The organism is Streptomyces sp. NBC_01304 (assembly GCF_035975855.1).
Taxonomy (GTDB): Bacteria; Actinomycetota; Actinomycetes; order Streptomycetales; family Streptomycetaceae; genus Streptomyces.
Genome location: NZ_CP109055.1, coordinates 8,995,736 through 9,017,310, shown reverse-complemented (window position 1 = coordinate 9,017,310; position 21,575 = coordinate 8,995,736). Strand labels below are relative to the sequence as shown.

Genomic DNA, 21,575 nt, shown 5'->3' with positions numbered 1-21,575 from the left:
CATGGCGGCGACGTATGACGTGATCGTGCTCGGGCTCGGCGGCATGGGCAGCGCGGCCGTGGACCAGCTGGCGGCCCGTGGCGTGCGGGTGCTCGGGCTGGAGAAGTTCGGGCCGGTGCACAGCCGGGGGTCCAGCCACGGCGGATCGCGGGTGACACGGCAGTCGTACTTCGAGGACCCCGCGTATGTGCCGCTGCTACTTCGGTCGTTCGAGCTGTACGAGCGGCTGCAGGAGGACACCGGACGACAGGTCGCCACGCTCTGCGGGGGCCTGATGCTCGGGCGGCCCGACAGCCGCACGGTCGCGGGCTCCCTGAAGTCGGCCACCCAGTGGGACCTGCCGCACGAGATGCTGGACGCGCGGGAGATCAGGCGGCGCTTTCCGACCCTGACCCCGGGCGACGAGGACGTGGCGCTCTTCGAGCGGCGTGCCGGGCTCGTACGTCCGGAGAGCACGGTCGCGGCGCAGCTGCAGCTCGCGACCCAGGCCGGGGCCGAGCTGCACTTCGAGGAACCGGTGACCCGGTGGGAGCCGTACCGGGACGGAGTGCGGGTGCACACGGCCGAAGACACGTACACCGCCGGGCAGTTGGTGATCTGCCCGGGAGCCTGGGCGCCGCAGCTGCTCGACGACCTCGGGGTTCCGTTCAGCATCGAGCGGCAGATCATGTACTGGTTCCAGCCGGCGGGCGGCGTCGACCCCTACCTGCCGGAGCGGCATCCCATCTACATCTGGGAGGACACCGAGGGCGTCCAGATCTACGGCTTCCCGGCCATCGACGGGCCGGACGGCGGCGCCAAGGTCGCCTTCTTCCGCAAGGGCAGCATCTGCACCCCGGAGACCATCGACCGGACCGTGTACGACCACGAGGTCGATGCCATGGCGGCCCAGTCCGCGCGGCTCCTTCCCACGCTGCCGGGCTCCTTCCTGACCGCGTCGACCTGTATGTACTCGACCACGCCCGACGAGCACTTCGTGATCGCGCGCCATCCGGCGCATCCCTCGTCGGTGACCGTGGCCTGCGGGTTCTCCGGGCACGGCTTCAAGTTCGTGCCGGTGGTCGGCGAGATCCTCGCCGATCTGGCGATCGAGGGCACCACCGCGCACCCCATCGAGCTGTTCGACCCGAGCCGGCTGAGCGCCGCGCCCGTCTGAGAGGCAGTCGCTCATGACGACCCAGCACATACCGGGGACGGCCGCACCCCTTCCGGGTACGGCTGACCCTCTTCCGGGGACCGCCGGACACACCGGGGCTCCCGCCCAGGCGCCCGACCCGAGCCTGATCGCCACACTGCCGGGGCACTTCTACACCGATCCGGGGATCTTCCGGCAGGAGCAGGACCGGATCTTCGAATCGCTCTGGTTCTGCGCCGTACGCTGCGACGACCTCGCCAAGCCGGGCGCGTTCCGGACCGTGCAGATCGGCCGTGAGTCGGTGGTCGTCACCCGCAACCGGCACGGCGAACTGCGGGCCTTCCTCAACATCTGCCGGCACCGCGGCGCCCGGCTGTGCGTCGAGGCGGCGGGCGAGGTGCGGCGCAGTCTGCAGTGCCCGTACCACGCGTGGACGTACGACCTGGACGGCAAGCTGATCGCCGCGCCCAACCTGACGAGCATGGCGGACGTGGACCGCCGCGCGTACGGGCTGCGCCCGGTCCAGCTGCGCGAATGGCTGGGCTATGCCTGGCTCTGTCTGGCCGACGAACCGCCGTCGTTCGAGGACACGGTGATCGGCGCGGCCGTGGAGCGGCTGGGCGATGTCGCGTCCCTCGACCGCTATCGCACGACGGATCTGGCGCTCGGCAAGCGCATCACGTACGACGTGAAGGCCAACTGGAAGCTGATCGTCGAGAACTTCATGGAGTGCTATCACTGCGCGACCATCCATCCCGAACTCACCGATGTGCTCCCGGAGTTCGCGGACGGCTTTGCCGCGCAGTACTTCGTGGGCCACGGCGCGGCGTTCGGCGAGGGGGTCAAGGGCTTCACCGTCGACGGCAGTGCCGGGTTCGGGCGCCTCGACGGCCTCCTCGACGAGCAGGACCGCCGCTACTACGCGATCACCGTGAAGCCGACGGTGTTCGTGAACCTGGTGCCGGACCATGTGATCCTGCACCGGATGTTCCCGCTGTCCGAGGACCGCACGGTCGTCGAGTGCGACTGGCTGTACGCCCCCGAAGTTCTGGCCTCCGGGGTCGACCTGTCGCGGTCCGTAGAGCTCTTCCACCGGGTGAACGTGCAGGACTTCGAGGCCTGCGAGCGCACCCAGCCCGCGATGAGCTCCAGGGCCTACCGGCAGGGCGGGGTGCTCGTGCCGTCCGAGCACCACATCGGCGGATTCCACCGATGGGTGACCGAACGGCTCTCGCTCACGTCGTAGCCGGCGAGGGGGCGGGGTCGGAGGCGGGTCCGGGGACGGAGGTCGCGGCGGGCCGCTTGAACATGCGGGTCGCCGTGATCTCGCCGTGCACCGTCTCGCCGTCCGGGTGCTCCTGCGGCAGTCCGGGGCGCAGGTGCTCCTCGACGCTGATGTACTTCAGGCCCGCCCTGAGGTCCGCGTCGTTCCTGAGCCGGATGACCAGCGGGAACTCGGCGAGCGCCGTGGTGTCGAACAGCCCCGTCGTGTAGAGGAGTTGGACGCCGAGGGCGTCGGCGACGGCCCGCTGGAGTTCCAGCAGATACGTGGCGTTGGCGCGCCCGATCGGGTTGTCGAGGAACAGCGTGCCCGCGTGCCGGTGCTTGTCGCGGCCCCGGTCGTTGGACCGCAGCGCCGCCATCGTGCAGTACAGGGCGATGGCAGCGGTGAGCAGCTGGCCGCCGGAGAAGACGTCGCCCATCTGCCCGACCGGGACCCGCTCGGCGCGCAGCACGGCGTCCGGCTTCAGGATCTCGACGGCGATGCCCTTGGGTTCGAGGGCGGCCTGGACTCCCCGCAACAGCAAGGACATTCCGTCCCGCTTCATGTCGGAATTCTTCTTCAGGGCCGCCTTGGTGGCCTCGTCCACGACCACGCCGAGCCGCTCGGCGAGCGTCGCCTGGTCGGGCTCCTCGAAGCGGATCCGCAGGAACTCCTGGCCCGACCACTCGCCGAGCCCCTCCGGAAGACGGGAGAGCCGCTGCGCCGACCTGAGCGTGGCGAGCGCCGATTCGACCAGGCCGCGCAGCCGGTCGACGATGCTGTCCCGGTTGCGCTCCAGCTGCTCCAACTCGTCGGTGAGCACGCGCAGTCGGGGCGCGAAGGCCTCCGCCCACTTCTTGGCGTGCTCGGGCAGCGCGGACGCGGGCAGTTCGCGGATCTGCTGGCGGGCCGGGGTGCGCACCTGCTCGTAGCGCGTGGAGTTGGCATGCCGTACGAGGACGTCACTGGCCTCGCGCACCGCCGCCTCGGCCGTGCTGAGCTCGGCGGCGCAGCCCCGCAGGGAGCGGCGGGTCTCGGCGGCGGACTGCCGGGCCTCCTCCAGGGAGCCGGGGTAGGGCTCGGGCTCCTCGGTCGCCGCTGCCTCGTCGCCGGAGTGGTGGTCCCTGAGCAGGTCGCGCAGGAGGGCCGCGGTCTCGTCGAAGCCGCCCGCGCCGTCGTCTGCGGTGCGGTGGGCGTGCAGGAGTTCGGCGTGCGCCTCGCGGGCCACACCGAGCGCCTCCGTACGGGAGTTGAGCTCGGTGGTGGCGGTGCGCAGGAGCGTCTGGGCGTGCTCGGCGTCCGTGGGCACGAGCTCCTCGGGGAGCTCGGTGTGCGCCTCGCCGTCCTCGGGGGCGTGCCGCTCGGCCTCGCCACGCAGTCGGCCGAGCTGCTCGCTGGCGGTGGACGCCCGGGTCTCCAGCATCTGCACCAGGGACTCGGCGCGGGCCGCGGCGGCCTGCCGGGACGGGCCGTCGGCGCCGTCCGGCCCTTCCAGGAGCTGGGCGGCGCGCGTGCGCACCTTGTTGCTGAGCCGGTCCAGTTCGGTGAGCGCGGCGCTGTCGTCGCTCTCGGCCCGGGCCTGCTCGGCCCGCAGGTCGGCGCCGACGCCGACCTTCTCGTAGAGCTGGGACGCGGCGCGGTAGGCCTCGCGCAGGGCGGGCAGCGGGGTCTTCTTCGGAGCGTCGGCCTCCGGGGAGTCCGGGGCCTCTTCCGGTACGTCGTCGGGGGCGCCGGCGACCTCCGCGCGTTCGGCGCGCAGGGCGCGCGACGTACGCCGGGCGTCGTCCGCGGCACGCTGGGCGGCGCGGCGGTCCTCGTCGGCGGCGCGGGCCCGGTCCAGGCAGGCGGTCGCCCTGGCCTCCGACTCGACCGCGTCGTCGGCGAGTTCGCGCAGTTTGACCTGCCAGCCGGCCCGTTCCCTGAGCCGGAAGGCGAGGCCGGCCAGGGCGTCGGCGACGCGGCGGGCGCGCTGGGCGGCGTCCTGGCGCTCGTCGCGCACGCGGGCGGCGTCGGCGGCTGCCTCGTCGGCCTCCGCGCGGGCGGTGCGGGCCTCGGTGAGCTCGGCCTCGGCCTCCTCGGCGAACTCGCGGGCCGCACCGGCGGCTCGGGCGAGTTCGGCGAGGCGCCCGGCGGGGCAGCCGGTGCGCCAGGAGCTGAGGCGGGCGGCGAGCTCGCGGTCCTTCGCGAGGCGGGCGGCGAGGGCCCGGATCTCCTCGTCGCGCCGGGTGGCGCGGGTGCGCAGGGCTTGGCGCTCCTCGTCGGCGGCGTGCTCGTCGTGCATGGCCGGGTTCGGCGGGACCAGGAACACGTCCGTGTCGCCGCCCGCTTCGGCGGCCGGGGCCGGGGCGATGAGTGCGGCGGCCGTGCCGACGGCCACGGTCGAGCGGGGCAGCAGGGCGGCGCCGGTCAGCACCTCGCGGGCGCGGGCGTGCGTGGCGGGGTCGGTGATGACGACGCCGTCGACGAGCTCGGGCCGGGCGGCGAGCACACGCGCGTGGTCGGCGGGGTCGACGGCCTGGGCGAGGTAGCGCCAGCCGGGCAGGGCGGGGATGCCGTGCTCGCCGAGGTATTCGACGGTGGCCAGGACGTCCGGGCCGGGCGGGAGCAGTCCGCCGTCGCCGAGGGCGCCGAGGATGCGGGAGTCGTCCGCTGCCGCCGTGCGCAGGTCGAACAGCTGGCGCTCGGCGGTGTTGACGCCCTGCTCCAGAACCTCCCGCAGCTCGTCCGCGAAGCGGTCCAACTCCTCGCCGGTGAGGGGGGTTTCGGAGGCGGGTCGCAGCGGCGGGGTCACGGGGCCGTCGGATTCCGAGCGGGCGGATTCCGTGCGGACGGTACGCGGCTGGGGCACGGCCCCGGCTCCCCCGTCGCCCGCCCTGTCCGCCGTGCCCGGCAGGCTGAGCAGATCCGCGAGACGCTGTTCGGCGGCAAGGGCCTCGGCGGTGCGGTTCTCCGCCGTGTAGGCGGCATCCGCGGCATCCGCGGCGTCGGCCGCGCGGGCCGCGGTGAGTTCGGCGCGGGCCTGGGTCGCGGCGGCTTCCCTGGCGCGGTCGGCCGTCGCGCGCGAGGCGTCACGGGCCGTGTCCCAGGCGGCGACCGCGGTCTTCTCGGCGTCGCTGGCGGCAAGGGCGGCGCGGGCCGGGTCGGCGTCGGGTGCGGTGTCGTCGAGCCAGCCCGCGCGGACGGCCTCGGTGGTCTCCTGCTCGACCTCGGCCAGACGCTGCTTGAGGTGGCCGACCTCGCTGCGGGCGCGCTGGGCGTCGGTGGCGGCGATGGTGGCGTCGTGGTGCGCGGCCTCGCCGACCTCCTGGAGGGCGGCGGAGCGCTCCTCCTCCTCGTTGGCGAGCCGCTCGCCGTCCTCGGCGGCCGTGTGCAGGGCGCGTACCAGGTCGGCGGCGGCCTCGGCGCGGGCGGCGAGCGCGGGGGCCGCGTCCCGCTCGGCCTCGCGGATGGCGACGGCCACGCGCGCGGAGCGGTCGGCGGCGGCACGGTGCCTGAGCACGGCCTCGGCGGCCTGCCAGGCGGAGTGCAGGGTGCGGGCGTCGGCGAGCTCGCGCTTCTGGGCGGCGGCGGCCTTCTCGGCGGCGGACAGCGCCAACGAGGCGTTGCGGTAGGCGAGTTCGGCGGCGATCAGGGCGCTGCGGCCGCGGGACTGCTCGGCCTCGGTGACGGTGTGCGCGGCGGCGGTGACCTGCTGGGCGAGATCGGCGGCGCGGCCGCGCTCCTGGACGGCGCGGGCGGACAGGCGACGGGCCAGGCCCCGGGTGCGCCGCTCGGCGGCCGCGTGCACGTCACGCGCGCGTGCCCTGGTCTCGGTGCCCTCGACGATGCGGGTGAGCAGGTCGACCGAGCCTGCGGTGAAGTCGCGTTCGGCGATCAGCTCGGCGCGTCGGCCCAGCTTGTTCCCGAAGCCGCCCACCAGGTCGGCGAGCCCGTCGGTGTCCCTGGTATCGGTGACCGCGCGAAGGAGCAGATCGGTGAAGTCGGAGTCCTTCTTGACGGCGAAGAGGCCGGCGGCCTCGCCTTCGTCGGCGTTCATCTCGCGCTGGTAACGGAAGAGTTCGGGGTCGAGGCCCAGGTCGCCGAGGTGTTCGTTCCAGCGGTCGTGGATCTCTTCCCAGTGCACTTCGAGGTGCGGGTACGCCTTGACCGCGTCGGTCAGTGCGTCCCGGAAGCCCTTCATGGTGCGGCGCCGGCCCTGCGCCCCGGAGGCGCCCTCGGCGACGGGACGTACGGCCGTGGACTCGGCGACCGGCAGGTTGTCCAGGCTCAGCCCCGGGCCGGGCTGGAAGGAGTACCAGGCCTCGGCGAACTTCCGCGGGTCGTTGGAGACCTGTCGCCCGCGCCACTCGCTGACCTTGCCGACGACGACGCACTCGCCGGTGAGGGTGTGCTGCCACTCCAGGGCCACATGCCCGCAGTCGTCCGCGAGCAGGAACTTGCGCAGCACACCGGAGCTGGCGCCACCGAGGGTGTTGCGGTGGCCCGGCAGCATCACGGAGAAGATCAGCTTGAGCAGGACGGACTTACCGCCGCCGTTCTCCAGGAAGAGGACCCCCGCAGGGGCGGGGCGGCGCGGCGGGCCGGTCGGCTCGTCCGCGAAGAACTCCGCCTGGGTGGGCGCGGGTTCGGGCACGGCGCTGCCCACTCCACGCAGGTCGAGCACGGTGTCGGCGTAGCGCGCACCGGCGGGGCCGATGGAGTAGAGGCGGATCCGGGACAGCTCGTACATGGCGGCGGACTCTCGTCGTGTGTCTGAAGTCGGCAGGAAGTCTGGGCGGGGCGGCGGGCGTTCAGGCCCGGTCGGCGGCGTCGGCGTGGAAGGGAAGTCCGGCGCCCGCGACGAGTTCCAGATCCTCCCCGTCCGTGGCGGGCACCAGGCTGGCGCTGCCGTCGCTCACCGGCACGATGCCGAGTTCGAGCAGTTCGGCCATGGCGGCGCTGCCCGCCATGTCGCGGACCTGCAGCTGGTAGCGCGCGGTGGTGCGGTACGTCCCCCCGGCGTCGTCCCCCGTGCGCTGCAGGAAACCGGAGTCGGTGAGGAAGGCGACGGCCTTGGCGACGATGCCGGTGGTCGACCCGGCGAGGCGGCGGGCGTCCTTGGTGGCGCCGGTGGAGCTGCGCCGCGCCCAGATCCGCCAGCCCGCTTCGAGGCCGGGGGCATCGCTGGCCGGGTCGGTGTTCTCGCCCTGCTCGTCGGCGCGCTCCTCCAGCCGGTGACAGGCCTGGCGCACAAAGGCATCGACGCCGTTGACGGTGACCCGCCCGATGTACCCGTCGTCGGCGAGGTCCTCGGGCCGCGGGAACGCCATGGCCGCGACCGCGAGATGGGCGAGGCCGTGCAGAAACCGGTCGGCGGAGTCGGAGGCGGCCCGCCGCGCGTAGTCGCCCATGCGGACGGCGAACACCGAGTCCTCGGCGGCGGTCACCGCCATGCCCGCACGGGGCGAGACCTCAAGCACGACCAGCCCGAGCCCGGTCGCCACGGCATCCGCGAGCCGCGCGAACGGCGGATCCTCGCGATACCGCCTGAGCAGATCGGCGTACTCGACGTCCCGCGCGGGCTGCAGTTTCGGCTGCAGCCCGAAGGCGACGAGCCGCGCGGCGTCGGCGGCGTCGGCGGGGGTGATGGCCGCGGGTGCGGAGCGGGCTTCGGGCTCACTCCACGCGGTGCCGTCTGCGTGGTGGTCACTCACGGGCGCTGCTCCTTGATCACGTTCATCTTCATGTTCGGGCCGATATCCAGCCCGTCCGGCGTTTGAGGACCCGCCCGAAGGGCGGGCGGCGTCGCAGACTTTCGGGAAGGGGCGGGGTGGGGAAGAAGAATTCTCACGCCGCCTCCGACCGATCCGCAGCCATCCCTATGGCATCCAGCAAAGCCGTCCCCACGATCAAGTCGGCCCCGCCGAACTCCGGATCATCCAGCTCAACCCCGTCATCCACGGCGAACAAGAGCTTCGACTCCCCTTGCCGGTACGCAGTGCCAACGGGCGGACTGGCCGCATGCACTGCCAACAGCGCCACCAGATAAGGAAGTTCGGGATCGAGGCGCCGAGCCTCGGCCAACAGCCCCGACAACCGCCGCGGAGCGTCATGCTCCAGATCGAGCAGCTCCATCGCGGAGGCAAGCTGCTCCTCACTGAACCGACTGTCGTCAGGCGTGGCGATCAGATCGGGCTCGGGCATCTCCACCCCCAGGTGCTCGCGCTCCATGGGCGGCGTGAGCAGCATGTCGACCAGATCCCCGACCCGCACGGACGCGGGCGTCCGAAGCCCCGTCCCGCGCGCGAAGAACGCGTCGGTGACCCGGATCCCCTGCTCCACGGGCAGCGGAAGCACGGGCGCGACGAGCTGCCCGTACAGATCGAGCCCGGCGCGCGCGGAGGGCGCGGCGAAGGCCTGCCGGTCCTGCTCGGCACGGAACAGCGGCCCCGCTTCGAGGAGTCGGGACTGCAGCTGCGTATGGCGTCGGATGCAGTCCTTCACGATGTCGACGAGCTCTGCCGCGCGCCGCTTGTGCTCGGGGTCCTCGGCCTCGTCCCGCGCCTTGCGAATGTTGGTCAGGATCGCGTTCTCGTGCCGGTACCGGTCGGCGACATGGTCCAGCGCCTCGGCGATCATGTCCGGCACGGCTTCCAGCCAGTCCACCGCGCGAACGTTGCGCCGCGTGGCGTCCAGGGCCCGGCGCAGCGTCTCCGAGTACTGCACGGTCCGGTACCGGGCCTGCTCGGCGGCGAGCTGGGCGTCGGCGAGCCGGCCGCGGCTGATCAGCACCTCGAGCTTGACCTCGGCCGCGATCTGCGCGCTGGTGACGTCGGTGTCGAGGGCGCCGACGAGCACGTTGACGGCCTCATCCGTCGTACGCAGATAGACACCGCCCCCGTAGCCGGGCACCTCTTCGATCAGCTTGAAGTCGTAGTCACGGCGCACGTAGGCCCCGTCCGGCGAGAACGTGCCGTACACCGCGCGGAAGCCGCGGTCCACGCTGCCGACGTTGATCAGGTTCTCCAGGACCCAGCGCGCCACCCGCTCGTGCTCGGCGACGGGCCGCTGCGGCGCCTGGGCCGCGATGCGCGGGATGAGCCTCGTCACTATCTGTTCGTGGTCGGCGCCCGTGTCGAAATCCATGTTCAGCGTGACGAGGTCGATGGCGGAGAGCGCGACCTCCGCCATCGCGTACACCGAGTACTCGCCCGCGAGGTTGGCCTTGCGCACGTCGAGGTCGTGCAGCGGCGCCGTGCAGGCGAGCGCGCGCAGGCGCCGGGCCAGGCCTTCGTCGGCGGCCGGGCCCGGGGCCGGAGAGGGGCCGGTTTTGGCCGGGGCAGGTGCAGTCACGACGGAAAGATTAGGCGCTCCCACTGACAACGGCCGAAACGACGCAGATCAGACGGGGCTCGGCCCAGTGCTCAGGCGCCGCTCAGGTGCTGCGCGTACGCCTCGATCACACGCTGCCTGGAGTCGTCCAGGTACTGGGCGAGGAGCCGCCCGGCCCCGGCCCGGTCGCCGGCCTGCAGGGCTTCGAGGAGCTCCTGGTTCCGGCCGAGGTAGGGCTGGTGCAGGGTGTGCGGGTCGTCGACCAGGTGGAAGGCGAGGCGCAGCTCGGCGAAGACGCTGCGCATGAGTTCGTCGGTGCGCACGCTGCCCGCGAGGGCCACCAGCTCCCGGTGGAAGTGGATGTTGGCGGTGCCGACGCCCTTCCAGTCGTGGGCGCGGGCCGCCCGCCTGCCCTCGGCGACGGCCGCCGCGAGCCGGGCGAGGTCGTACGGCGGCCTGCCGAGGCCACGGACGACGGCGCACTCGACGAGCAGTCGGGTGCGGTAGATGTCCTCGACGTCCGCCACGGCCAGCTTGCGCACGAAGACGCCGCGGTTGAGCTCGTGCACGAGGAGTCGCTCGTGCGTGAGCAGCCGGAAGGCTTCCCGCAGTGTGTTGCGCGACACCTTCAGCGCGCCCCCGATGGCGGCTTCGGAAAGCTGCTCCCCCGGTTCGAAATATCCGTCGGCGAGCCGATTGCGCAGGATGTCCGCCACGCGTTCCGCCGTGCTGGTGCGGCCGAGAAGTGCACGGTCGTCGACCAGTTCGCTCATGCCCGAATTCAAGCGCAGATACAAGAACGAAACAACAGGGGTATTGAGGGATCGTTCAACAATCCTCTACCTTGTCGAGCAACCCGCACGAACTCTCAAGCACCCTCCTCCCACTCCTGCGAGGTGCACGATGAGTACGACCCCTCCGCCCGAGTCCGAGTCGGCGGTGGCCCCGGCCCCGCCCGAACCCGCCTCCCCCGACGGCCCGTTCGCCTGGTTCCGTGCACTGGGCCCGCAGGGGCGGCGCGCCTTCGGTGGCGCGTTCGGCGGCTACGGCCTGGACTCCTACGACTACTTCACACTGCCCTTGACCATGGTGGCGATCGCCGCCTACTTCGGGCTCGACAGCGGCCAGACCGGCCTGCTCACCACGGTCACGCTGGTGGTCTCGGCCGTCGGCGGGGCGCTCGCCGGCATCCTCGCCGACCGCGTCGGCCGGGTGAAGGCTCTGATCATCACGGTGAGCACCTACGCCGTCTTCACCGTCGCGTGCGGCTTCGCACCCAACTACGAGACCCTGCTACTCTTCCGCGCCCTGCAGGGCCTCGGTTTCGGCGGCGAATGGGCGGTCGGCGCGATCCTGGTCGCCGAGTACGCCTCGGCCAAGCACCGCGGCCGCACCCTCGGCGGCGTCCAGAGCGCGTGGGCGGTCGGCTGGGGTCTCGCGGTCATCGTCTACACGCTGACCTTCGAGTTCGTCGACCCGGACACCGCCTGGCGCGTGATGTTCTGGACCGGTGCGCTGCCGGCGCTTCTCGTCATCTACGTACGCCGTCATGTCAGCGACGCCCCCGAGGCGGCCGAAGTGCGCCGCAAGAGCGCCGAGAAGGCCCCGCTCATGGGCTCGTTGGCGGCGATCTTCAAGCCCGGCACGGCCCGTGTCACGCTCTTCGCGGTGCTGCTCTCGACGGGCGTCCAGGGCGGCTACTACACGCTCGCCACCTGGGTTCCGACGTACCTCAAGACCGAGCGCGGCCTCACCGTCGTCGGCACCGGCGGCTATCTGTCCGTACTGATATCCGGCGCCTTCCTCGGCTATCTCACCGGCGGCGTGCTCACCGACCGGCTCGGCCGCAAGAACAACATCGCCCTGTTCGCCTTCCTGTCGGCGCTCTGCATCCTTGCCTTCTCACAGATACCGAAGGGCGACAACGGCCTTCTCCTCGTGGTCAGTTTCCCGCTCGGCTTCTGTATGTCGGCGATTTTCAGCGGCTTCGGCTCGTTCCTCAGCGAGCTGTATCCGACGGCGATACGCGGCACGGGGCAGGGCTTCACGTACAACACCGGCCGTGGCATCGGGGCGGTCTTCCCGACCCTGGTCGGCTTCCTCGCGGACAGCTGGGGTGTCGGCGGCGCCCTGATCTTCGGCGCCCTCGCCTACGGCATCGCCGTGATCGCCCTCTTCGGACTGCCGGAGACCCGTGGAAAGGAGCTGCTGTGAGCCGTACGCGCCTCAAGAGCGCTCCCCCGGGCCGCGCCGAGTACCGCAGCCCGGCCGAAGCCCGGGCGGCCTTCCGCGCGGGTGCCACGGGCACCACGGCGGGCCTGCTCCCCGGACACACCCAGGCCAACCTGATCGCGGTACCCGCGGACTGGGCGTACGACATGCTGCTGTTCTGCCAGCGCAACCCCAAGGCCTGCCCGGTACTTGACGTCACCGACGCCGGATCCTGGACGACACCGCTCGCCCCGGGCGCCGATCTGCGCACCGATATTCCCGGCTACCGGGTCTGGGAACACGGCGAACTCGTCGCCGAACCCACCGACACGCGCGCGTACTGGCGCGACGACCTGGTCGCCTTCCTGATCGGCTGCAGCTTCACCTTCGAGGCGGCGCTCCTCGACGCCGGGGTGCCGATGCGCCACCTGGAACAGGGCCGCAATGTCGCCATGTACGTCACCGATCGGCGCTGCCGCAGCGCGGGACGGCTGCAAGGGCAGTTGGTGGTGTCGATGCGCCCGGTGCCGCCTGACCGGCTCGCGGCCGCGATCGAGGAGTCGGCGCTGCTGCCCGCGATGCACGGCAGCCCGGTGCACTGCGGCGACCCGGCCGGGCTCGGCATCCGGGACCTCGACCGGCCGGACTTCGGCGACCGCGTGGACGCGCAGCCGGGCGACATCCCGGTGTTCTGGGCCTGCGGCGTGACCCCGCAGGCGGCGGTGATGGCGTCCGGGCCGCCGTTCGCGCTCACCCACGCGCCCGGCCAGATGCTGATCACCGATGCCCGCGACGAGCGCTATCGCGTGGCCTGACCCCGCAACGCACAGCCCACGGCCGACAGTCGACAACGGACAGCCGACAACCGGCACCCCGCAACCACAGAAGGACGCACCTACGCACATGACCCGGGTTCTGATCGATCTCAACGCCGACCTCGGCGAGGGCTTCGGCCGCTGGCAGCTGACCGACGACGAGCAGCTGCTCTCGGTCGTCACCAGCGCCAATGTGGCCTGCGGCTTCCACGCCGGGGACGCCGCGACCATGCGGCGGGTCTGCGAGATGGCCGCCGCGCGCGGGGTGCGGATCGGCGCCCAGGTCTCGTACCGGGATCTGGCCGGCTTCGGGCGGCGGGCGATGGATGTGCCCGCCGCCGAACTGACCGCCGAAGTGGCCTACCAGATCGGCGCGTTGGAGGTCTTCGCGCGAGCCGCCGGCACGCGCGTGTCGTACGTCAAGCCGCACGGCGCGCTCTACAACCGGGTGGTGCACGACGAGGAGCAGGCGGCGGCGGTGGTCGACGGCGTCCTGCTGGCAGGCGGCGACCTGCCGCTGCTCGGCCTGCCCGGCGCGCGGCTGCTCGAGGTCGCGGCGAAGGCCGGACTACCGGTCGTGGGCGAGGCGTTCGCCGACCGCGCGTACACCGACGCGGGCACGCTGGTGCCGCGCACCGAGGAGGGCTCCATGATCACGGAGCCGGACGCGGTCGTGGAGCGCTCGGTCGGCCTGGCCCGCCGGGGCCGGGTCACTTCGCACGGCGGGCGGCAGGTGGACGTGCGCGCCCGCTCGCTGTGCCTGCACGGCGACACCCCGGGCGCGGTGGACCTGGCCCGGCGGGTCCGCGCCCGCCTGGAGGCGGCCGGCGTCGGCGTGGCGGCCTTCGTATGAGCACTCAGACGGCCGCCGCGATGCGGACCCTGGAGGTCGGCTCCCGCGCGCTGCTCGTCGAGTTCGACAGCCCGACCGAGGCACAGGCCCTGCACGCGGAGCTGCTGCGCCGCCGCGCGGACGGCGAACTGCCCGCAGTACGGGAGATCGTGCCCGCGGCCCGCACAGTCCTGCTCGACGGCCTGGACGACCCGCGCGGGCTGGCCGCCCGGATGCGCTCCTGGAGGATCCCGCCGCTGTCCACGCGCGCGGGGGACGCGATCGAGATTCCGGTGCGGTACGACGGGCCGGATCTGGCGGAGGTCGCGCAGCTGTGGGGCGTCCCGGTGGGGCAGGTGCCGCGGATCCACTCCGAGGCCGAATTCCGCGTCGCCTTCTGCGGGTTCGCACCCGGCTTCGGCTATCTGACGGGGCTGGCGGAGCGGTACGCCGTGCCGCGCCGGGCTACGCCGCGCACCTCCGTACCCGCCGGATCGGTCGCCCTCGCGGGCTCCTACACGGGCGTGTACCCGCGTTCGTCCCCCGGCGGCTGGCAGCTCATCGGCACCACTCAGGCGGCGCTCTGGGACCACGCGCGCGTGCCCGCGGCTCTGCTGTCGCCGGGCAGCCGGGTGCGTTTCGTGCCGGTGGAGGGGCGATGACGGACCGGGCTCTCTGCGTCGTGCGGGCGGGCGCGCTCACCACCGTGCAGGACGAGGGCCGCCCCGGCCACGCCCTCCTGGGCGTGCCCCGCTCCGGCGCACTCGACGCGCCCGCGAGCCGCCTGGCCAACCGCCTCGTCGGCAATCCGGCCGATGCCGCGACCCTGGAGACCACCCTCAATGGCTGCGCCCTGCGGTCGCGTTGCGCCGTGACGGTGGCGGTGACCGGCGCGCCGTGCGCGGTGACGGTCGACGGTCGTCCGGCCGCTTGGGGGGCGCCGGTACGGGTGCCGGCGGGGGCGCGCCTCGAGGTGGGTCCCGCTGTTCGCGGCGTACGTTCCTACGTCGGCGTCGCGGGCGGGATCGCGGTCGAACCGGTGCTCGGCAGCCGCGCCACCGATCTGCTCTCGGGCCTCGGCCCGGCCCCGCTCACGGACGGCACCGTGCTGCCCCTGGGCGCGGAAACCGGCGTCCACGCGCGCGTGGACACGGCCCCGCAGCCGGGCCCGCCCGCCGCACTGGTGCTGCGCATCCTGCCGGGACCGCGCGCTGACTGGTTCACGCCCGCCGCCCTGCGCACGCTCAGCACGCGCGCGTACCGCGTGTCCACGGCCTCCAACCGCATCGGCCTGCGCACCGAAGGCCCCCCGCTGGAGCGCGCCGTCCCCGGCGAACTCCCCAGCGAGGGCATGGTCCTGGGCGCGGTCCAGGTACCGCCGGACGGCCGCCCCGTGGTGTTCCTGGCCGACCATCCGACGACCGGGGGCTACCCGGTGGTGGCCGTGGTCGAGGAGACCGACCTGGCATCGGCGGCCCAGGCGCCGCCCGGGACACCTCTGCGCTTCGTCCCGGTCGGACGCCGGGGGGTGAGCGGGGCGGCGGCCCGGCCCGCTCCGGGCCCGCTCGGTCGACTGTCCGCCGCCCCCGGTCAGCACAGCAACACCACCTAGCCCCCGCCACTCGAGCCCCGAATCCGGCGCCCCAACCCTCAAGCCACGTCGACCACTTGAGCCACACCCGTCGACAGCCCGGCCAGCGCCGCCGACACCGCCTGCGCCGCGCGCAGGTCCAGCCGGGCACTGGTGCCCCGGGCCAGGTGCCGCAGCTCCTGTGCCGCGAGCCCGAGCAGCTGCGGCAGCAGATCCGTGCAGCGCCGTGCCACCCAGCCGGTACCTGCCGTCGCCAGCCACAGCACACCGGCCGACCGGGTCGGGGGCGGCTGCTCCGGCGTCAACGAGGGTGGCGCGCCCAACTCGCGCCCCGTGGCGGCGAGTCCGGCATGGAAGCGGGCGGCCAGGAAGCGATGCCCCCGCTCCCCCGGATGCAGCCGGTCCGCGCTCCACATGGCCCGGTCGGCCACCCAGTCGCCCTCCGCGACATGCACATGCACCGCTCCGTAGCGCTCCGACAGCGCATGCACCACCGCGTTCACCCCGCGCTGGCGCCGGGCCAGCGGACGGCCCAGAGCGGCCGGCAGGCCGAGCATGGTGCCCGGGTCGGGCAGGCACGCGGTGAGCAGCACCGCGCCCCGCGCCGTGCAGCGCGCGTACACCTCGTCGAGGCGGGCGGCGACGGCGTGGAGGTCGAAGGTGCAGCGCAGGGTGTCGTTGACGCCGACCACCACGGACACCACATCGGGCCGGAAGGCGAGCGCGGCGGGCAGTTGACGGTCCAGCACGTCGTGCGACTGGGCCCCGCTGACCGCGAAGTTGCGGAATTCCACGGGTACTTCGCCCGGGCCGAGCCCCGCGGCGAGCAGGGCGGCCCAGCCGCGCCACGCCTCACCCACGGGATCCCCGACCCCTTCGGTGAGCGAGTCCCCGAGCGCGGCGAACCGCACCGGACGGGTCGCGCTCATGCCGCGCCCTCCCGCCTCGGCCGGGCGCTGTCGGCACGTACCGACAGACCGCCGTGCACCACCGGCGGCCCGTGCAACCCATGCACCACGGGCACCTCGTGCGCCGCCAAGAAGCCGGCCACCGCCGCTTCCCAGCCAAAACACTCCGCACGCGCGCGTGCCGCATCCCGCCGCACCCGCTCGGGCTGCGCGAGGAGCCCCTCGACCGCGTCCGCGAAGCCCGGCCCGGAGTCGCCCGCCACACCCCCGGCGGCGCCCAGAATCTCGGGCAGGGCGGAGGACCCGCTGGCCACCACCGGCGTCCCGCAGGCCAGGGCCTCCAGTGCCGCGAGCCCGAACGTCTCCGCGGGCCCCGGCGCCAGGCACACATCGGCCGTGGCCTGCAATGCGCCGAGCCGGGCTCGATCGCCCACGTGGCCGAGGAAGTTCACCGCCAACCCACGCGCGCGTGCCCGCTGTTCGAGGCGACCCCTCAGCGGCCCGTCCCCGACGACGACCAGCCGGGCCCGCACCCCGCGCTCCCGCAGCACGGCCACCACGTCCAGCGCCGTACCGGGCCGCTTCTCCACGGACAGCCGCGAACAGAGCACCAGCAAGACCTCGCCACGGCCCGCGTACCGAGCCCGCAGCCCCGCATCCCGCAAGCCCGGATGACTGCGTACGAGATCGACACCCAAGGGCGCCCGCACCACGTTGCGCGCCCCGATGCGGACGAACTCCCTGGCCGCCCACTCCGTGGTGCACAGGACACGTGAATAGGCATGGGCGGTACGGGAGTTCAGCGCGTCCGCGGCCCGGCGGGCCGCGCCCGTGGGCAGGCCCCAGGTGCGGAGCACGCCGTCCGCGGTCTCGTGGGACACCATCACGGAGGGCACCCTGGCGCGCCGCGCCCACTCGCCGGTCCAGCGCAGCGTGGTGCGGTCGGAGACCTCCAGGCGGTCGGGCGCGAGGCGCTCCAGAATTCCTGCCAGAGCCCGCCGGTCGGCCAGCACGCGGTAGCCACCGGTCCCCGGCAGCAGCGGCCCCGGCAGCGTGATCACCCGCCCCTGCCCGGTGTGCCGGTCCGATGCCCGCTCCCCCGGCACGATCAGCACCGGCTCGTGCCCCGCCGCCAGATACCCGGCACCCAGCTCCCGCAGCGCCGTACGCAGCCCGCCCGAGGCCGGGGCGACGAAGTTCGCCATGCGCACGATCCGCAGCCCGGACTTCACGAGAACACCCATGCCGCCCTCACCTCCCGCACACCGGGGACCTCGACGCAGTGCTCGACCAACAGATCCCCCACCGCCCACCGGACCCGCCCCACCTCAACGGCCCGCGGCCCGGCCCTCCCATCAGCCCTCATGCCGCCGTCACCTCCCGCGCGTCCAGAACCTCCACGCAGTACGCGATCAGCCGATCCCCCCACCGCTCGCCGATCCCCCACCGCTCGCCGGTTCCGCCCCGCCACAACTGCCGGCAGCCCGGTCGTCGCATCAGCCCTCACCACCCGCGCCGCAAGGACATCGCCGTAATGCTCAATCCGCCGACCCCTCAGCGCCGGCCAGGCCCGCCCCGCCTCAGAGACGCGCAGCCCGGACTGCACGGAAGCCCTCATGCCGCCCTCACCACCCGCGCGTCCAGAACCTCCGCATAGTGCTCGATCAGCTGATCCCCCACGGCCTCCCAGGTCCGGCCGAGCACCGCGGCCCGCCCGGCCCGCCCGTACGCGGCCCGCAGCTGCGGATCCGCCGCGAGTGCCCACACCGCATCGCGTACGGCGGCCGCATCCCCCGGTGGGACGAGCAGCCCGGTCCGGCCCGGCGCGACGAGGTCGAGCGGGCCGCCCGCGGCAGGTGCCACCACGGGCACCCCGCTGGCCATGGCCTCCTGCACGGTCTGGCAGAAGGTCTCGTAGGGCCCGGTGTGCACGAAGAGGTCGAGCGAGGCGAAGATCCGGGCGAGCTCGGAGCCGGTGCGCCGGCCGAGGAAGACCGCGCCCGGCAACTGCCCGCGCAGCGCGGCCTCGCTCGGCCCGTCGCCGACGATCACCACGCGTACGCCGTCCAACGAGCAGGCCCCGGCGAGCAGTTCGACCCGCTTCTCCGGGGCGAGCCGCCCCACGTAGCCGACGACGAGCTCGCCGTCGGGCGCGACCTCCCGGCGCAGCGCCTCATCCCGACACGAGGGCCGGAAGCGGACGGCGTCCACGCCACGGGGCCACAGGCTGAGCCGGGGCACCCCGTGCGCGGCCAGGTCGCGCAGCGCGGCCGTCGACGGAGCGAGGGTGCGATCGGCGGCCCGGTGCACGCCCCGGATGCGGCGCCAGGCGGCGGCCTCACCCGCACCCACGTACGTACGGGCGTATCCCGCGAGATCCGTCTGGTAGACGGCGACGGCCGGAATGCCGAGCCGCGCGGCAGCCGTCATGCCGCGCACGCCGAGGATGAAGGGGCTTGCCAGATGGACGAGTTCGGCCCGGTGCGCGCTCAGCGCGGCGGCCACCCGGCGGCTCGGCAGTGCCACCCGCACCTGTGGATAGCCGGGCAGCGGCAGCGAGGGGATGCGGACCACGGGACAGGGTCCGGCGGTGTGTTCCTCGGCTCCGGCGGCCATGGCCGGAGCGATGACGAGGGGGTCATGACCGCGCCTGACCAGGTGGCGGGCGGTCTGCACGGCGCAGTGCGCCACGCCGTTGACGTCGGGCGGGAAGGATTCGGTGACGATGGCAACACGCATACCCGTGTTGTCGTCGGCCGCGGCGTGGCCGCGTCAACGTCGATCTTTCCTGGCGAGGAACGTCCCATGAGCGTTCCGGGCCCCTGGCGGGCCCGGCAGCCATCGGGCGGTGGTCCGCTTCCTGAACTGCGCCCGACCAGCAGGGTCCGGCCCCTTTCCGGGGCACTTCAGCGGCTCAGGCGTCGGGCCCGATCCGGCTGCGTACCGCGGTCTGCACCTCGTCCTCCTCGGCCGGATCGGCGGCCAGGCGGCGGAGTTGGTCGACCACGCGGGCATCACCGGTCTCGGCGTGCCGTGCGGCGACCTCGCGGGTGGACTCCTCGCAGTCCCACAGGCATTCGACGGCGAAGCCTGCGGCGAACGAGGGGTCGGTGACGGCCAGGGCGCGTGCGGCGCGGCCCCGCAGGTGCGAGGAGCCGGTCTCGCGGTAGACGTGGCGCAGGACGGGCGCGGCGATGCAGATGCCGAGCCGGCCGGTGCCGTCGACCAGGGTCCACAGGGTGGGGGCGTCGGCGCCTTCGCCTCGTACCGCCTCGCGCAGTGCGGCGAGGACGAGCGTGGCGTCCTGGGCGCCGCCCCGGCAGGCGAGTACCCGGCCGGCCGCGGCGCCGAGCGCGTCGGGTCGGTGCACCCAACTCCGGGCGCGGTCCACGGCGTTGTCGCCCTGCATCCGCTCGAAGGCGTCGACGGCGGCGTCCACGACAGCCGAGGTGCCGTCCGAGACGGCCGTCTCGATCAGATCCAGTACGTCGGGATCCTCGGTGTCGGCGAGGTAGCGCAATGCCGTGCTGCGGGCGCCGTCGAGTCCGTTGCGGGCGGTCTCGATGATCTCGGGCCGGTTGCGGGGGCCGGCGACGGCGGCCAGGCAGCGGGCGGCGGGCACGTGCATCCCGGCGCCGCGCTCGACGGCCTCCTCGGCCCAGTCGAAGACCGCGCGGACGCTCCACCCGGGTCGTGGCCCGGTAGGTCGCATCTGCCGCTGCCACTGGTCGAAGGAGCCCTGCTCCTTCGCCGACCGTACGCGGGTGGCGACGGCCTCGCGCGGATCGTCGGCCCACAGCCGCCAGGGCCTGGGCTCGAAGGCGTCGCGCACGGCCGCGGCGAGCTCGGTCTCGCCCTCGGGGGTACGGGGGAATCTGGCAAGGACGGGTTCGGCGAGGGCCCGCAGGCCCGAGTCGCCGTCGCGCAGGGCGAGTTCGTCGAGGGCCCAGGCCCAGTTGCTGCCCGTGGCGGCGTACCGGCGAAGGAGCGCCAGGGCGTCACCGCGGCCGTAGGCGGCGAGGTGGCCGAGGACCGCGAGCGCGAGGCCCGTGCGTGACTCCTCGGTGTCGAGCACGTCCTCGGCGTCGAACAGGTGACGTTCGATCTCCTCGATGCCGCCGTGCAGATCGAGGTAGAGCCGTGCGTAGTACAGCGAGCGGTTCTCCACCTGCCAGTCGTGGCGGGGGTCGTTCAGCACACAGTGGTTCAGGGCGGCGAGGGCCTCGGCACGAGGCGCGGTGAGCGCGTGCAGTGTGCCGTCGCCCCGCCCCCGCTGGAGCAGGCCGAGCAGCGTGCCGCTGGGCGCTATGACGGTGTCGAACATGGAATGAGCCTCACATCAAGCTGTCGACGCAACAGGGGGGATCGCGATTACCTGCCGGCGCAACAACACGTGCGGCTGCCCGTCGTCTCTTGCTTGTTGCCACTCATCTTTCGCTGCCTCTCGTCGGGGGCCCGAGCGGGCCGTTCACGGTCCGCGTGCTGCGGCATCTGCCCAGCGGTCGTGTCCGTGAATCACGTCGTCATGATGACCCAGCCGTTCCGGCCACCGCGACCAGATTTCCGGCGCCCCCCGCGCCCGGCCTTCACCTGCCCCCCCGTGCGGCGCCTCAGTGGGCTCCGAAGAGCTCCAGGAGCTCGGCCTTCTGGAACATCCGGGCCGTGTCCACCGCCGACGGCGTTCCCGCGGCCGGGTCGGCGCCACCGGCGAGCAGGGCCTTGATCACGGCGTCCTCGCCCTTGAAGACGGCACCGGCGAGCGGGGTCTGCCCCCGGTCGTTGGCGCGGTTGGCGTCCGCGCCGCGCTCCAGGAGGGCACCGACCGCCGCGGCATGGCCGTGGTAGGCGGCGAGCATGACAAGCGTGTCGCCCTTGTCGTTGGTGAGATCCACCGGCACGCCCGCGTCGACGTACGCGGCAAGCGCCTCGGTCTCGCCCTGCCGCGCCAGATCGAAGATCTTCGTGGCGAGCTCCACGACCTCCGGATCGGGTGCTTCAGTCATCGGCAGGTCCCACCTTTCTTGGTTCTCTCGGGGCGTATGTCATGCGTACGTGCTGCTCACAGGCTTGCCGACCGGTGTCGGCCGTAAGAGTGAATCGCCAGAGTACTGCCCGCCCGAGCACATGACGGGAGACGACCGAGGCAAAGATCACCTCTGGCACGTTTTCCCCTTCGCAGATGGCTCAACCACCCTCGACCAGTCGGGCGAAACTTCCCGAAATTCACCCAGTTGCACCTTTTATCTTATGGATACATGCTGTGAGCCTGGAAGAACTCATGGTGACTGTCCCCCCGCTACCAGGAGAACCCTCATGATTCTGTCCATCTCGGGCGTCGTGCTGCTCGGAATCATCGTCTTCCTCTTCTTCCGGAAAGACGGACTCAAGGCCTCGCACGCGCTGGTCTGCGCACTGTTCGGGTTCTACCTCGCGGGCACGGCCATCGCCCCGAGCATCAAGGCGGGCGGCGCGAGCCTGGCCAGCCTCCTCGGCGGAATCAAGTTCTAG

Annotated in this window: 17 protein-coding genes; 8 read left to right on the top strand and 9 right to left on the bottom strand. The window is 73.1% G+C overall.

What is annotated here, in order from left to right; translation table 11 throughout:
• Position 1 precedes the first annotated feature (1 nt).
• Together solA and OG430_RS40125 are read left to right on the top strand one after the other, a co-directional pair.
• Positions 2-1,156 carry an N-methyl-L-tryptophan oxidase gene (gene solA / locus OG430_RS40130; protein ID WP_327357587.1) on the top strand — a complete coding sequence of 385 codons (1,155 nt, stop codon included), beginning with the start codon at positions 2-4 and terminating at the stop codon, positions 1,154-1,156.
• Positions 1,157-1,169: 13 nt separating this feature from the next.
• Positions 1,170-2,381, top strand: coding sequence for an aromatic ring-hydroxylating oxygenase subunit alpha (locus tag OG430_RS40125; RefSeq protein WP_327357586.1), 1,212 nt, complete (start codon positions 1,170-1,172; stop codon positions 2,379-2,381).
• Here OG430_RS40125 and OG430_RS40120 read toward each other — a convergent pair.
• The 4 genes from OG430_RS40120 to OG430_RS40105 form a co-directional block, all read right to left on the bottom strand.
• On the bottom strand, positions 2,371-7,128 hold the full coding sequence (locus OG430_RS40120) for a hypothetical protein (protein WP_327357585.1): 4,758 nt from the start codon (positions 7,126-7,128) through the stop codon (positions 2,371-2,373). The two genes, OG430_RS40125 and OG430_RS40120, sit on opposite strands and share 11 nt — an antisense overlap.
• A 61-nt stretch (positions 7,129-7,189) precedes the next feature.
• Positions 7,190-8,092: a hypothetical protein gene (locus OG430_RS40115; RefSeq protein WP_327357584.1), complete on the bottom strand. Its 903-nt coding sequence runs from the start codon at positions 8,090-8,092 to the stop codon at positions 7,190-7,192.
• 133 nt (positions 8,093-8,225) lie between these two features.
• Entirely contained in the window at positions 8,226-9,731 is a 1,506-nt protein-coding gene (locus tag OG430_RS40110) for a hypothetical protein (protein WP_327357583.1), read from the bottom strand.
• 71 nt (positions 9,732-9,802) lie between these two features.
• Positions 9,803-10,483 (bottom strand): GntR family transcriptional regulator, encoded by a 681-nt coding sequence (locus OG430_RS40105; RefSeq protein ID WP_442816644.1) that lies wholly within the window; start codon positions 10,481-10,483, stop codon positions 9,803-9,805.
• Between the two features lie 130 nt (positions 10,484-10,613).
• On the opposite strand from OG430_RS40105, the gene OG430_RS40100 reads away from it, so the two are divergent.
• From OG430_RS40100 to OG430_RS40080, 5 genes are all read left to right on the top strand, one after another.
• Positions 10,614-11,924 (top strand): MFS transporter, encoded by a 1,311-nt coding sequence (locus OG430_RS40100; protein ID WP_327357581.1) that lies wholly within the window; start codon positions 10,614-10,616, stop codon positions 11,922-11,924.
• Entirely contained in the window at positions 11,921-12,736 is an 816-nt protein-coding gene (locus tag OG430_RS40095; RefSeq protein WP_327357580.1) for a putative hydro-lyase, read from the top strand. The genes OG430_RS40100 and OG430_RS40095 overlap by 4 nt, the downstream gene beginning before the upstream one ends.
• 88 nt (positions 12,737-12,824) lie before the next feature.
• Positions 12,825-13,589, top strand: coding sequence for a LamB/YcsF family protein (locus tag OG430_RS40090; protein WP_327357579.1), 765 nt, complete (start codon positions 12,825-12,827; stop codon positions 13,587-13,589).
• A gap of 20 nt (positions 13,590-13,609) precedes the next feature.
• The gene (gene pxpB / locus OG430_RS40085) at positions 13,610-14,230 is read left to right on the top strand and encodes a 5-oxoprolinase subunit PxpB (RefSeq protein WP_327359437.1); all 621 of its coding nucleotides are present in this window, start codon (positions 13,610-13,612) and stop codon (positions 14,228-14,230) included.
• Complete coding sequence (locus OG430_RS40080; RefSeq protein ID WP_327357578.1) at positions 14,227-15,180, top strand: biotin-dependent carboxyltransferase family protein; 954 nt, start codon at positions 14,227-14,229, stop codon at positions 15,178-15,180. Before pxpB ends, OG430_RS40080 begins: the two co-directional genes overlap by 4 nt.
• A gap of 38 nt (positions 15,181-15,218) precedes the next feature.
• Here the strand turns inward: OG430_RS40080 and OG430_RS40075 are convergent, their stop codons facing one another.
• The 5 genes from OG430_RS40075 to OG430_RS40055 all read right to left on the bottom strand — a co-directional run bounded on the left by OG430_RS40075 (position 15,219) and on the right by OG430_RS40055 (position 21,070).
• Entirely contained in the window at positions 15,219-16,088 is an 870-nt protein-coding gene (locus OG430_RS40075) for an SGNH/GDSL hydrolase family protein (protein ID WP_327357577.1), read from the bottom strand.
• Positions 16,085-17,311 carry a glycosyltransferase gene (locus OG430_RS40070; protein ID WP_327357576.1) on the bottom strand — a complete coding sequence of 409 codons (1,227 nt, stop codon included), beginning with the start codon at positions 17,309-17,311 and terminating at the stop codon, positions 16,085-16,087. The genes OG430_RS40075 and OG430_RS40070 overlap by 4 nt, the downstream gene beginning before the upstream one ends.
• A 370-nt stretch (positions 17,312-17,681) precedes the next feature.
• Positions 17,682-18,806, bottom strand: a complete 1,125-nt coding sequence (locus OG430_RS40065; RefSeq protein ID WP_327357575.1) for a glycosyltransferase family 4 protein — start codon at positions 18,804-18,806, stop codon at positions 17,682-17,684.
• Between the two features lie 175 nt (positions 18,807-18,981).
• Entirely contained in the window at positions 18,982-20,391 is a 1,410-nt protein-coding gene (locus tag OG430_RS40060) for a HEAT repeat domain-containing protein (protein WP_327357574.1), read from the bottom strand.
• 286 nt (positions 20,392-20,677) lie between these two features.
• A complete protein-coding gene (locus OG430_RS40055) occupies positions 20,678-21,070 on the bottom strand; it encodes an ankyrin repeat domain-containing protein (protein ID WP_327357573.1) in 393 nt (130 codons plus the stop codon).
• Positions 21,071-21,380: 310 nt separating this feature from the next.
• On the opposite strand from OG430_RS40055, the gene OG430_RS40050 reads away from it, so the two are divergent.
• Positions 21,381-21,575: a hypothetical protein gene (locus tag OG430_RS40050; RefSeq protein ID WP_018534760.1), complete on the top strand. Its 195-nt coding sequence runs from the start codon at positions 21,381-21,383 to the stop codon at positions 21,573-21,575.